Raw genomic sequence first — 13,421 nt, 5'->3', positions numbered from 1 at the left:
TCAATACAAATCCTCAATTGTTACACTTGATGACATTTGATACATTCACTACAAACTATAATAAAGATCACCAATCCCTAATGCGCTTAAAAAAAATCCGGTTGGCTGGGTTCAAGTCTTTCGTTGATCCTACCAATATTCCGTTTCCTGATGATATGACAGCAATTGTTGGTCCCAACGGTTGTGGCAAGTCTAATGTCATCGACGCGGTTCGATGGGTTTTAGGGGAAAGTTCCGCTAAAAATTTGCGTGGTGACGCAATGACGGACGTTATTTTTAACGGTTCAAGTGCGCGTAAACCAGTATCTCAGTGCAGTGTTGAATTGGTTTTCGACAACTCTTCTGGTCGAATTCAAGGGGAGTTTGCAAACTACACAGAGCTATCAGTTAAACGAATTGTTACTCGTGAAGCACAATCAACCTATTATTTAAACGCAAGCAAATGTAGACGCCGAGACGTGACAGACTTATTTCTTGGTACGGGATTAGGACCCAGAAGCTACGCGATTATTGAACAAGGCACAATTTCCCGATTAATTGAGTCCAAACCCCAAGAACTGCGGGTTTTCATAGAAGAAGCCGCTGGTATTTCTAAATATAAAGAGCGTCGACGGGAAACTGAAAATCGGATTCGCCATACCAAGGAAAACTTAGAACGATTAGAGGATGTGCGCGCGGAATTAGGACAACAAATTGATAAGCTGCAACGTCAAGCGAGCGCCGCGCGAAAATACAAAGATTTAAAAGCCAAAGAACGCACCTTAAAAGGTGAACTAGCAGCTTTACGCTGGTTGAAACACAGTGAACATATTGCAGGGCTTGAAAGCGAAATTGAGCAACAGCAAAATGAAGTTGAAGCCTTTGTTGCCAAGCAGCGAGGTGACGAACGTGGTATCACTGTCTATCGGGAACAGCAGCATAATCTAAAACAACAGTTAACCGATTTACAAAAAGAAAACTTCCGGCTAGGTACCGACATTACTAAGTTGGAACAAAATCGTCTGCACGCGAAGCAGCGTGCACTGCAAATTGAAAATGAACTTCAAGAAATTAATCAATCAATTGAAGAGTCAGAATTAATCGCGGCTGAAGAAGCGGCAAAACTCGAAAGCCTTGAAATGCAGGTCGCTGAATCAGAGCCAGAGTCTGAGGCACTACAAGCACAATTAGAAAATGCACAAGATACCTTGTTACAACATCAAGAAAAGTTACGTTGGTTAGACAATGATTTTCGTGACCATGAAAAGACTTATCAAAACACCAAACAGCAAGCGCAAAGTTGTCATAGTCAAATACAATCTACGATGAATATGCAGATGCGCACACAACAGCGCATTGGCGAGTTACAACAAGAACAAAATGAATTGCAACAGGATGTCTTAGCCGAACAAATTACAAGTTTGCAAACCCAGGTTGAACAAGCAAAAGAAGACTTTGAAGACGCTAAACAACAGTTACATAGCATCAAAGAAACACTGCTTAATGCGCGAGAGAAAGAAAAAAGTCAACAGCATCAATTATTCGAATTGAAAGGACAAGTGCAGCAATTTGACGCGCAAATATCTGCACTAAATAGTTTGCAAAGCCTATCTGATGAGGACAATTCGTTAGAGCTGCAATTGCAATCTAGCGCCGAACAATTCCAACCTTTATGGCAAGTGTTGCAAGTTGAAGCCGGATGGGAAAAAGCAGTAGAAGCGGTTACCCGCGAGTGGCAACAAGCATTTTGGTTGAGTCACTCCGGTAATATTCAGGATTATTTAGAATCTCAAAACGGTAAGCTCATCTTCGCTGATCAATTGGAACAGTTAAAACCTGAAGGCACTTTGGCGTCCAAAATTTCTAATCCAGATATCCCAGATTGGTTCTGCCAAGTACTAACAGTCGAGACGGCTGAACAGGCATTAGCATTACAACAAACGCTAAAATCAGGGCAAAGTATTGTTAGCAAACAAGGCCAGCGTTTTGGCAAAGGATGGTTGGACTTAGGAGACCCGCAAAACCAAGGGGGAATGATCGAAAGGGCAGCGAAAATAACCGAGTTAACGGCGACGCGTCAGCAACTTATTGATGATAAATTGCTTCAGCTGGAAGATTCGGTTTCTCAAATGGCGCAAGCTAGCGAACACCTTGAATTAAAAATAGAAGAATCTCAGGCTAATTTTAAACAGGCTGAGCAAACCTTAATTCAAAGGCAAAATCAATTAAATTTGATAGAAATGCAGCAACAACAAACTGCATTAAGACAAACAAAGCTTAGTGAAGAACTAGGTCGGCAACTGCAGCTATTAGAAGACGAAAAAATGCAGTCGGAGCAATTAGCGGAGCAAGTCCAAGAATTAGAAGTTGAGCTTGAAGACATGTCGGCTAAACAACTCGACTTCGAACAACAAAAATCTCGATTATTGGAACACGAACAACAAGCTCGACATCAGGTTGAAGCCCTTACCAGCCAATCCCATCAACTTGCGTTGTCATTACAGCAGCTAAAAAGCCAATTTCAAGGCGTCAGTGAGGCGAATCGTCGCACTAAACAGTTATTGGAAAACCTGCAAAATCGTCACAGCATGCTATCTGCAGAGCTTACCGAGCTATCTAAACCTTTCGATGAGCAACAGCAAACTTTGGCTGCGTTGTTAGAACAACGGGTGGAAGTTGAGATTCAACAAACTGAAATTAGTGATCAATTGGCGGAAGTCGAAAATCTGTTATCTGATGCTGAAAAAGGCCAGCAGGGAATTGTTGAAAAAATTCAACAAATGCGCAGCCAGTTGGAGAGTAAAAAACTGGAATGTGAAGGTTATCGGGTACGCGCCAATAGTACCCTTGAAAATTTAGATGAACTCAATCAAAGCTTAAAGAGTATTTTGGAAACGTTACCCGAAGAAGCAGAAGAGACTCAGTGGCAACAACAACTGGAAACGACACTTGCAGCGGTATCGCGTCTTGGTGCGGTGAATTTAGCGGCGGTTGAAGAATATGAAATTCAGTTTGAGAGGAAAAAACATCTAGATGATCAAAATAATGATTTGGTGGCCGCGTTAGAGACACTGGAAAGTGCTATACGTAAAATAGATCGAGAAACACGAACACGTTTTAAAGAGACTTTTGATAAAGTGAATGATGGGTTGAAAGAACTGTTTCCTAAAGTGTTTGGTGGAGGTTCAGCTTATTTGGAACTTACTGGTGAAGATTTACTCGAAACAGGGGTGACAATCATGGCGAGACCACCAGGTAAGAAAAATAGTACAATTCACCTTCTTTCTGGTGGAGAAAAAGCGTTAACCGCTTTATCATTGGTGTTTGCAATTTTTAGATTAAATCCGGCACCGTTTTGTCTTCTTGACGAAGTCGATGCTCCGTTGGACGATGCCAACGTGGGACGTTTTTGTAAGTTGGTGTCTGAAATGTCGAAAAGTGTGCAATTTATATATATCACCCACAATAAAATTGCGATGGAAATGGCTAAACATTTAACCGGTGTCACTATGGCGGAACCAGGGGTTTCTCGTATGGTAGCAGTGGATGTTGAAGAAGCCGTGGCGATTGCTCAAGCATAAAAATAGGGTATTAAGCTCATATGGAAGAATTACGACTAGCATTTTTAGTCATTGGTGCGGTAGCCATCATCGGTATCTTGATGCATGGTATGTGGAGTGTGCGTAAGAACTCACAAGACAAAGGGCACGCGAACCTAGAAACCCAAGATTGGGATGACGATTATGATGATATTGAAGACGTTGATGTCGAGTCTGATTCAGACGTTATCGTGCTCGATCCCGCACTTAAATCAAATAATAAGGTTGAACCTAGTTTAGGTGGCGATAATTTCGACGAGCTCGGCATAGGCGCTGTTCGCGTTGTCAGTCAAGCCCCCAAAAAGCCCAATTCAGATGAAACTGATGAATCTAAGGATATCCCTGAAACTGACTTATCTGACGGTGCCAATGAAGTGGTTAAAGAACAGATAAAAGAATCAGAAGAAACCAAACCTAAGATTTATTCTTCTGTTGTGACTCAGCCCAAGCCTGAATATGCTGCACAGCAAGTTCATGCCATGCGCAGTCGAATGAGTGCAATTGACAATACTGATCCGAGTGATATTCCAGAACCTCCGCCGTTTTTGCTTAGAACGAGTGGCGAAGAATCTACAGACGAGGCGAACACAGCCGATTCAACAATCGATTTTTCGGCGATAGAACAAACCACCCCCAGAGCTGACGTAAAACAAAAGCCAGTTGTGAAAACGCCGCCTTCAGATAAACCAGAAGCGCCGTTGCTAACCGAACCTAAAATAGAACCTGAAATTAAAGCTCAGACCGCTCCAGAAAGTAAGGTAAGCCTTGCTGACCAAGCCCGTAATTTTGTTAAGCGCAGTAAATCTGAGCCTAAATCACGAAAACGTAAAGAGCCGCAAATTCGTGAAGACCAAATGAAAATCGATTTTGATGATCCTGAGCCTGAGATTGATGGCCACGGTGAACAAAATAAATCGCAAAATGCCACAAACGCGCCAAGTAAAGAAAATAACCAACCACCAGAACAACAGGTGCTCGTGCTTAACGTGCGAGCGAGCGATGATAATCCCATTCAAGGAGCTGCATTGCTGCCTATGTTATTAACCCTTGGTTTTAAATTTGGTGACCAAGATATTTTCCATCGTCACGTGAATAGTAATGGTAAAGGTCCGGTATTATTTAGCTTGGCTAATATGTTTAAACCAGGCGTGTTTGATATTGATAATTTGGAAAACTTTAATACCTTAGGTGTGTCATTATTTATGATGTTGCCGATTGAAGGAGATCCCCATCAAGTCTTCAATATGATGCACAATGCCGCTCGAAAAATTGCCGATGAATTTTCTGCCCAAGTACTTGACGGAAGACGCAGTGCTTTGACGAAACAAAGTTTGCAGCAGTATGTTGAGAAAATCAGAGAGTTCGAAAGAAAGCGAATGATCGCGCGCTAAATTACAATTTATTGGGGCAGTAACTTTACTGTCCCCAGATTAACCTTTCCCATCTATTCCGTTTTGCAGGTAATTACATGAGCCAATCTGCCGACCTTTTGCAGCAGTTAAACGACATTCGTACACAAATTAATGAATATAATTATCAATATTACGTATTGGATGATCCTTCGGTGCCAGACGCCGAATACGATCGTTTAATGGGTGAACTGAATGCTATCGAAAAACAGCACCCTGAATTAATTACCGCTGACTCGCCTAGTCAGAAAGTGGGTGGGGCGGCTTTATCCGCGTTTACTCAGGTTGAACATGAAGTGCCGATGTTGTCGCTAGATAATGCCTTTAATAACGACGAGCTGAGCGCGTTCAATAAACGAATACTTGATCGGCTTAAACAAGATATTACCTTGGAATATAGCTGCGAACCTAAACTAGATGGGCTAGCGGTTAGTATCTTATATGAAAATGGCATTTTGGTAAGGGCCGCCACTCGAGGCGATGGACGAGTAGGGGAAAACATTACCAGCAATGTGAAAACCATTAAAAACGTTCCGTTAATGTTACGTGGCGATAATTTCCCCGCACGTTTGGAAGTTCGAGGCGAGGTGTTCATGCCTAAAAAGGGGTTTGAGCAACTTAATCAAAGGCAACGCAATGCTGATAAAAAAGTATTCGCCAATCCGCGTAATGCCGCTGCCGGAAGTCTTCGGCAACTTGATCCTAAAATAACTGCGAGTCGCCCATTGTTATTCTATGCCTACTCAATGGGCTTGGTGGAACAAGAGGTGCAAGAGCTAGCCAACAAACACAGTGAACGTTTAGCCCAGTTAGTGGCTTGGGGACTGCCTGTTTGTAACGAAATCTCAGTGGCCTTAGGAGATCAAGAGTGCCATGATTATTTTGCTAAAATTGGTCAAATGCGCGATACATTAAGTTATGAAATAGACGGAGTTGTATTCAAAGTTAATGATATTGCGCTTCAACAAGAGTTAGGATTCGTGTCAAGAGCGCCGCGATGGGCCATCGCACAAAAATTCCCTGCCCAAGAACAAATGACAAAGCTAATTGATGTTGAGTTTCAAGTTGGTCGTACTGGCGCGATTACACCTGTTGCCCGTTTAGAGCCGGTATTTGTTGGTGGTGTAACCGTTTCTAATGCGACTTTACACAATCAGGACGAAATCGAGCGGCTGGGCGTTAAAAAAGGCGATACGGTGATCATTCGCCGAGCAGGCGATGTTATTCCTCAAGTGGTCTCTGTTGTAGCTAAATTGAGGCCAGAGGATGCCACTGAAATCACTTTCCCAACTCAATGTCCGATTTGTGACTCAGCTGTTGAGAAAATAGAAGGTGAAGCTGTTGCTAGATGTAGCGGTGGCCTATTTTGTCCCGCTCAGCGTAAGGAGGCGATGAAACATTTTGCATCTAGAAAAGCGCTCGATGTAGACGGTTTAGGCGACAAATTAATTGAACAACTCGTTGATTTGGATTTAGTTAAAAGTCCTGCCGACTTTTTTAAATTAGATTTAGCACAACTGTCCAATATGGAACGTATGGGTGAAAAGTCGGCAGCTAATCTAGTCAATGCATTGTTAGATGCCAAACATACTACATTTCCTAAGTTTTTGTATTCTCTAGGTATTCGAGAAGTAGGTGAAGCAACCGCGGCTAACTTGGCTAACCACTATTGCACTTTAGATGCACTTAAATCAGCGGATCAAGAATCCTTGCAAGAAGTCAGTGATGTTGGTGTGATTGTGGCCGCTCATGTGTTTCATTTTTTGCGTGAACCCCACAATATTCAAGTCATCGATGATTTGCTGGACGTAGGAATAACATGGCCAGAAATCATTCCCAAAACCGCTGATGAGTTACCACTAAAAGAGCAAACGTTCGTTTTGACTGGCACCATGGAAACCATGGGACGTAGTGAAGCTAAAGCGCAATTACAACTATTGGGAGCTAAGGTATCAGGCAGTGTCTCTGCAAAAACAGATTACTTGGTGGCAGGTGAAAAAGCCGGCTCTAAACTCACTAAGGCGCAAGATCTAGGCGTGGCGGTTCTCACCGAACAAGACTTGATTGACCTACTGGCACAATATTCGTGAATTGTTACTAATATTTACTCAAAAGGTAACTTGTTTAGGTTATCCATTGTTTACAGCCTATGTAGATAGGCTGTAATGCTCTTATCAGTAAATAAGGAATAACTTGTATGCCCACAAACATGAAAACCACAGAAAACGATTCAGAAGTCTTGAGTTTTATTAATAGTGTTGAGAATGCACAACGTCAACAAGATGCTTTGGTTCTGTTACAAATATATACTGAGATTACAGCTCAAAAAGCAAAAATGTGGGGAAGTTCAATTGTTGGTTTTGGTCGATACGCCTACACGTTGGCAAACGGTAAACAACAACAGTTTATGCGTAGTGGATTTTCCCCGCGAAAACAAAACTTAACGATTTATGTCGGCGCAATGTTGTCTGAAGATCAGAGCTTATTGGCAAATTTAGGTAAACATAAAACCAGTAAAGCATGCTTGTATATCAATAAGTTAGCGGATATTAACCTGGAGGTTTTAAAACAAATCATTACTCAAGACTTAACCATTATGGATAATCGTTATCCCCAATAAGCATTAGCTTATAGGCCAATGTAGACACGCTAGGGGTTATTGTGTGGTCGCAATTTACGTTTATTCCAAGCTTTATTTACTGAATATCGCCAAATGGCATCAAGGCTAAAGTAACCCACAATACCGCACACGATTGAGCAAATCCCACAGCCTACTAAAAACGCCGGACCTATGGTTTCCATACTTTGCACAACCCAATCCCAACTGAGTTGAAATTTAAAATGGCGCTCTGGTGTGCCTAACACCTTGGTACCTAAAAGATATGCAAGATAAAACATTGGAGGCATGGTAAATGGGTTAGTTACCCACACTGTTGCCATTGAAAGGGGAAGGTTAACCCGCAAAGGAATGGCAGAAGCAGCTGCTAACCACATTTGAAATGGCACCGGCCACCAGGCGAAAAATAACCCAATACCAAAAGCACCTGAAGCTGATTTTCTATTCAAATGCCACAAATTGGGGTCATGAAGTACAGTTCCGAACATTTTTAACGCTTTATGGTTCTTGATCGTTTGATGATCTGGTAAAAAGCGTTTAATAATCTTTTTAGGCATAGTTAACCGAATTTCATACCACTGTTGAGGCAAAGGAATTGCTAAACACTATACAACGTAATAAACAACTTTGGCTTGTCAGTTTTGTGACAATTGCAGTGTCCAGTATTTTGTGGACGCATCTACCGAGTTCCTATTTGTTGCCAGTATTACTTCTAATTGCCTGGCTGTTCACACGAAATCCCCTAGTTATGCCCTTTTCAAGCGCACTATTTATCTCAGGGGCGCTATTTGCAATTGTGTGGATGGCGAGTGTAGGCCATTGGCGGGTTAATTGGCAACTACCAGAGCAAGATATTCGACAAATTAGACAAGTTACAGGTTCAATCGAAACAATCGTAAGTGCGAAACAAAGCGCAAGATTCAATTTAATAGTCGCAAGCATTAATGGCCAAACTCACTATCGAAAGTCGCGCATTAGACTAACTTGGAAATCACCTACATGGCCGCTAAAGCAAGGACAAGTCGTTGCTTTAAAGATTAAACTAAAACCTATTCATGGACTGGCGAACGAGGGCAGTTTTGTCTATCAGAAATGGTTACTCTCGCAAAACATCGTTGCTACAGGCTATGTTCTTAACAAAGAAGCGCATTTAATCAATGATACTTCGACATTGCGGCAACAGTTAATTGATAAATTTGAGCGACTTAATTTGCAACACAGTGGCTGGATAGCGGCAATTACGTTTGGCGATCGTTCCGGTTTAGAAGCCGATGATTGGCAAATGATTCAAGCTACAGGAGTCGCCCATTTAGTGGCTATTTCTGGTCTACATTTAGGTGTTGTGGCGTGGTTATGTTACTTGCTATTTAATCTCGTTTTACGTTTGTTGTGTTTTTATTCTTCGTTATCTCAACGGATTAATTATCACCACATTTCGCTTCTAACGACATTAATTTGCACGTTTTTTTATGCTTACTTGGCGGGGTTTTCGTTGCCAACGTTAAGAGCATGGATCATGTTATCGGTATGGGCAGTGCTGCTAATAACAGCGCGCTTTATCACATTTAAATGGTTTATCTTAGGCAATATTTTTATCTTTATACTCATTGCTCCTATGAGTTTGTTGAGTGCCAGTTTCTGGTTGAGTTTTGGTGCTATCGCTTTTATTGGTTTAGTCACCTGGCTATGGCCTGCGATTCCACAAGATACGAGCGCTCAAACGTTATCTTCGAAGATTAAACAAAAGTGCAAAGTGGTTTTACGATTACAACTTATGCTGTGTTTTTTGATGATGCCCATTGTCGCTGTGTATTTTTCTATGATTTCAGTGAGCTCTCCTATTGTTAACCTACTTGCCGTTCCTTTGGTGACCTTATGCATAGTACCCATGTGTTTAATTGGCTGTTTGCTGCTCTTGTGTTGTGAATATTTGGCCGCATTTGTATTTTCTTGGATTGACTGGATGTTAGATAATAGCCTTGACGGTTTAGCGTTCTTTGCTCAAATGAGTTGGTCTCGTATTGAACTTCCCGGTATTCCAATTTTGGTCTGGGCGTGCGTATTTTTGGTATTGCTGGCGGTATGTATGCCAATTAAAAGCAGGTTTAAAGTGCTGAGTTTTATTGGGATTATTCCGCTAATAAGTTACTTTTTACCAGCAAACACGGACACATGGAAGGTGCATATTCTGGATGTCGGGCAGGGGCTTTCAGTATTGATTGAGCAAGATCAAAAAGCACTGTTATATGACACTGGAGCTGCATATCCTAGTGGATTTAATATGGCACAGGCGGTAGTGCTACCTGTTTTGAAAAGTCAAAATATCACATCGCTTGATTGGGTGATTGTGAGTCATTTTGACAATGATCACGCTGGCAGTTTAGCGCAATTATTTGCGGGGGTTAAGGTCACAGGTTTCATTTCGAATCAAGATGTATGTGATAGTAACCTATTTGTTAAGTGGCATGACTTAACCATAACTGGGCTTTGGCCTTTAGCGGGAAGTAAGGGGATTGGCAATGATCACTCTTGTGTTGTTTTAGTGTCAGATGGTCATCAGAGTATCTTACTGCCTGGAGACATTAGTAAGCAGGTTGAACACAAATTAATGAATAAATACCAAAGTTTGTTAAATGTGGATATTTTAGTGGCGGCTCATCATGGCAGCGACACATCGTCAGTCATGCCTTTTATTAGGGCAACTGCGCCGCAATATGCTATTTTCAGTCAAGGTTATTTAAATCGTTGGGATTTTCCAAAACAGCAGGTGGTAAATCGTTATGTGGAGCAAGATATCCATCTAATTTCTACCGCGGAGTCTGGGCAAATTAGTTTTGAGTTATCTTTGCGCGGTGAACCAATTAAGGTCATTGGTTTTCGTGATAAAGGACTACAAAGCTGGTTTAATCGATATTTATGGCATTAATAGAGTCCATTTGTATCAAAAATAAACAATTAGAGTTGGCATAAATAAATTTTATGCAATCATCATTTTAATCGTAATATCAATTTTTAATAGATTGGAATTACAGCTATAATCAACAAGTTATCTAACGTATAAGTTGCACATAAATGAATTCAACGCTTCCCACACAATCTCTGTTTAAACGTTTTATGGTTTATTTGAAGGAATTCAAATTAGCGTTTTTAATGGCGATTATTGGCATGATCGGATATGCCGCTATTGATTCTTGGATATTTTCTCAATTACAGCCGATTATTGATAATAGTTTGGGCAATCAAAACTTTGAAACATTGCGTATTGCCGCCTATTTCGTGGTACCAATATTTATCGCTCGTGGCTTATTTAATTTCATGGGAACTTACATATTGTCATGGATTGGCAGCCATATTGTCATGAAAATGCGCCAGCAATTATTCGAAAAATACATGTATCTTCCAGTTTCATATCATGATGATAATGCGTCTGGCGGACTGATTTCGAAAGTCATTTATGATACTGAACAAGTTTCAGGTGCAGGCAGTAAAGCGTTATTAACCTTGATTCGCGAGGGCGCATTTGTCATCGGTTTATTAGCGGTTATGTTTTATTATTCATGGCAACTTTCATTGGTCTTTATCTTAATCGGCCCCGTGGTTGCGGTCATAGTGTCAATCGTCAGCAAACGATTCCGTCAGGTCAGTAAAACGATTCAGCAAACGATGGGCAACTTAACCTCGTCAGTTGAGCAAGTTATCAAAGGTCATAAAGTTGTATTGATGTTTGGTGGCCAAAAACAAGAAAAATTAAAATTTACCGAACGTAATAACCACAATCGCCAGCAAAATATGAAATTAGTTGTGGCCCGTGTGTTGAGCGTTTCATCCATCCAGATTTTAGCTTCCATTGCATTGGCAGTGGTTTTGTATATTTCTAGCTTACCTAGCATGGTAGAAGATCTTACTCCTGGAATTTTTACAACCGTTGTGGTTTGTATGACAATGTTGCTCAAACCCCTCAAGCAACTTACCACGGTGAACAGTGAGTTTCAAAAGGGCATGGCTGCCTGTGCCAGTGTGTTTGACGTGCTCGATCAAGAAATTGAATTGGATACTGGCAGCAGACAAATTAGTCGCCTGAAGGGTAAAATTGAATTCGACAATGTCACCTTCACTTATCCTGATACACCCACGCCAGCGTTAAATAACATATCTTTTAAAGTTGAAGTGGGCCAAACCTTTGCTTTAGTCGGTCGTTCTGGGAGTGGCAAATCAACCATCTCTAGTTTATTGACGCGTTTTTATAATATTCAACAGGGGCAAATTCGTTTAGACGATATACCCATTGAAGAAATAAAGCTAACTGATTTACGTAAACAATTTGCATTGGTTTCTCAACACGTTACGCTTTTTAATGACACCATTTTTAACAATATCGCCTATGCGTCTGAGGACATTGACAGCTCCCGCGTGTACGAAGCGGCTAAAATTGCCCATGTGCAGGAATTTGTTGATCAATTACCTGAAGGTTACAACACTATGGTAGGCGAGAACGGTTTGAAGTTATCTGGTGGTCAACGCCAACGAATAGCCATTGCTCGCGCAATTTTGCTTGATGCTCCCATATTAATTTTGGATGAGGCGACCTCGGCACTAGACACTGAATCGGAACGTTTAATTCAAGATGCATTAGATAAATTACAACAAGATAGAACCAGTATTGTTGTTGCTCATCGTTTGTCTACGATTGAGAATGCTGACCAAATAATGGTGATAGAGCAAGGCAAAATAATTGAGCAAGGAGATCACCAAACATTATTGCAACAACAAGGTGCTTATTCTCAGTTACATAGTTTGCAATTTAGTGAAGGGAATAAACAGTAAGTGACTTTTATTGAAAAAGTTTGGTTTGATAATTTACCCCAATATCAATTAGTCAAATGGGTGTTATTGCCACTTACCTGCCTGTTTTGGTTGTTGTCGGGTTTACGGCGAGCTGGATATAAGTTGGGGTGGCTGAAAAGCCATAAAATACCGGTTCCGGTTATTGTGGTGGGCAATATCTCGGTGGGCGGAAACGGTAAAACCCCGTTAGTGGTTTATTTAGCAAAGTGGTTAACTGAGCAAGGTTATAAACCCGGTATTTTGAGCCGAGGTTATGGTGGTAACGCATCTTTATTTCCATCCAGTGTCGACTTTGAAAGCGATGTTAATCGCGTTGGCGATGAACCTTTGCTAATCAAACGGCGCGCCAATTGCCCAGTCGTTATTGATCCTAAACGTCCACGTGGCGCCAAATACTTGGTCGATAAACACCAGTGTAATGTAGTGATTTGTGATGATGGGTTGCAGCACTATGCATTGCAGCGTGATATTGAAATTGTGGTTATTGACGGGGCAAGAAAACACGGTAATGGTTGGTTATTACCAATGGGGCCGTTGAGGGAAAAGCAAAGTAGATTGAAAACGGTCGATTTTGTTATTAATAACAGCGGTTCACCAATACCACCTGAGATACCCATGGAAATTAAATCTGGGGACTTTATTAATGTAAAGGATGGCAATCAGCACAAAGCGGTTGCAGATTTTAACGAGCCCATTACGGCTATTGCAGCAATTGGCAATCCTCAGCGCTTTTATAATTTGTTAGCGCATTTACAAGTACCGGTAAAACAACATATTTCATTTCTTGATCACTACCAATTTAAACAACTAGACTTTCCTAATGGTACTATCGTCATGACTGAAAAAGATGCGGTAAAATGTCGTGACATAGCCAAAGATAGTTGGTGGTTTTTGCCAATTTATGCAAAATTACCGGAAAGTTTTACGCAACAACTAAAACAAAAACTAGACTCTATTGATAAGGATACATAA

8 protein-coding genes are annotated in these 13,421 nt (G+C 41.1%); 7 read left to right on the top strand and 1 reads right to left on the bottom strand.

The features are described from left to right. The first annotated feature begins 80 nt into the window (after window positions 1-80). The 4 genes from smc (at window position 81) to Q4567_RS13790 (ending at window position 7,607) form a co-directional block, all read left to right on the top strand. On the top strand, window positions 81-3,560 hold the full coding sequence (gene smc, locus Q4567_RS13805) for a chromosome segregation protein SMC (protein WP_303500786.1): 3,480 nt from the start codon (window positions 81-83) through the stop codon (window positions 3,558-3,560). Between the two features lie 20 nt (window positions 3,561-3,580). Then, a complete protein-coding gene (gene zipA, locus Q4567_RS13800) occupies window positions 3,581-4,969 on the top strand; it encodes a cell division protein ZipA (protein ID WP_303500784.1) in 1,389 nt (462 codons plus the stop codon). Between the two features lie 77 nt (window positions 4,970-5,046). Beyond that, on the top strand, window positions 5,047-7,077 hold the full coding sequence (gene ligA, locus Q4567_RS13795) for an NAD-dependent DNA ligase LigA (RefSeq protein WP_303500782.1): 2,031 nt from the start codon (window positions 5,047-5,049) through the stop codon (window positions 7,075-7,077). Window positions 7,078-7,184: 107 nt separating this feature from the next. Next, on the top strand, window positions 7,185-7,607 hold the full coding sequence (locus Q4567_RS13790; protein WP_303500780.1) for a DUF1801 domain-containing protein: 423 nt from the start codon (window positions 7,185-7,187) through the stop codon (window positions 7,605-7,607). 29 nt (window positions 7,608-7,636) lie between these two features. Here Q4567_RS13790 and Q4567_RS13785 read toward each other — a convergent pair whose 3' ends face one another. Then, window positions 7,637-8,161 carry a DUF2062 domain-containing protein gene (locus tag Q4567_RS13785; protein ID WP_216048531.1) on the bottom strand — a complete coding sequence of 175 codons (525 nt, stop codon included), beginning with the start codon at window positions 8,159-8,161 and terminating at the stop codon, window positions 7,637-7,639. Window positions 8,162-8,199: 38 nt separating this feature from the next. On the opposite strand from Q4567_RS13785, the gene Q4567_RS13780 reads away from it, so the two are divergent. The 3 genes from Q4567_RS13780 to lpxK all read left to right on the top strand — a co-directional run bounded on the left by Q4567_RS13780 (window position 8,200) and on the right by lpxK (window position 13,421). Beyond that, a complete protein-coding gene (locus Q4567_RS13780) occupies window positions 8,200-10,530 on the top strand; it encodes a DNA internalization-related competence protein ComEC/Rec2 (RefSeq protein ID WP_216048532.1) in 2,331 nt (776 codons plus the stop codon). Between the two features lie 146 nt (window positions 10,531-10,676). After that, window positions 10,677-12,428 carry a lipid A export permease/ATP-binding protein MsbA gene (gene msbA / locus Q4567_RS13775; protein WP_216048533.1) on the top strand — a complete coding sequence of 584 codons (1,752 nt, stop codon included), beginning with the start codon at window positions 10,677-10,679 and terminating at the stop codon, window positions 12,426-12,428. Next, on the top strand, window positions 12,429-13,421 hold the full coding sequence (gene lpxK / locus Q4567_RS13770) for a tetraacyldisaccharide 4'-kinase (protein WP_303500779.1): 993 nt from the start codon (window positions 12,429-12,431) through the stop codon (window positions 13,419-13,421).

The organism is Aliiglaciecola sp. 2_MG-2023 (assembly GCF_030548145.1).
GTDB lineage: Bacteria > Pseudomonadota > Gammaproteobacteria > Enterobacterales > Alteromonadaceae > Aliiglaciecola > Aliiglaciecola lipolytica_A.
Note: the sequence above shows the minus strand (reverse complement) of the source record. Positions and strands in the feature narration are given on the sequence as shown.

What these genes read in the sequence shown, in the direction of transcription:
- smc (WP_303500786.1), top strand. Translation starts at nt 81, where the DNA reads ATGCGCTTAAAAAAAATCCGGTTGGCTGGGTTCAAGTCTTTCGTTGAT.
- zipA (WP_303500784.1), top strand. Translation starts at nt 3,581, where the DNA reads ATGGAAGAATTACGACTAGCATTTTTAGTCATTGGTGCGGTAGCCATC.
- ligA (WP_303500782.1), top strand. Translation starts at nt 5,047, where the DNA reads ATGAGCCAATCTGCCGACCTTTTGCAGCAGTTAAACGACATTCGTACA.
- Q4567_RS13790 (WP_303500780.1), top strand. Translation starts at nt 7,185, where the DNA reads ATGCCCACAAACATGAAAACCACAGAAAACGATTCAGAAGTCTTGAGT.
- Q4567_RS13785 (WP_216048531.1), bottom strand. Translation starts at nt 8,161, where the DNA reads ATGCCTAAAAAGATTATTAAACGCTTTTTACCAGATCATCAAACGATC.
- msbA (WP_216048533.1), top strand. Translation starts at nt 10,677, where the DNA reads ATGAATTCAACGCTTCCCACACAATCTCTGTTTAAACGTTTTATGGTT.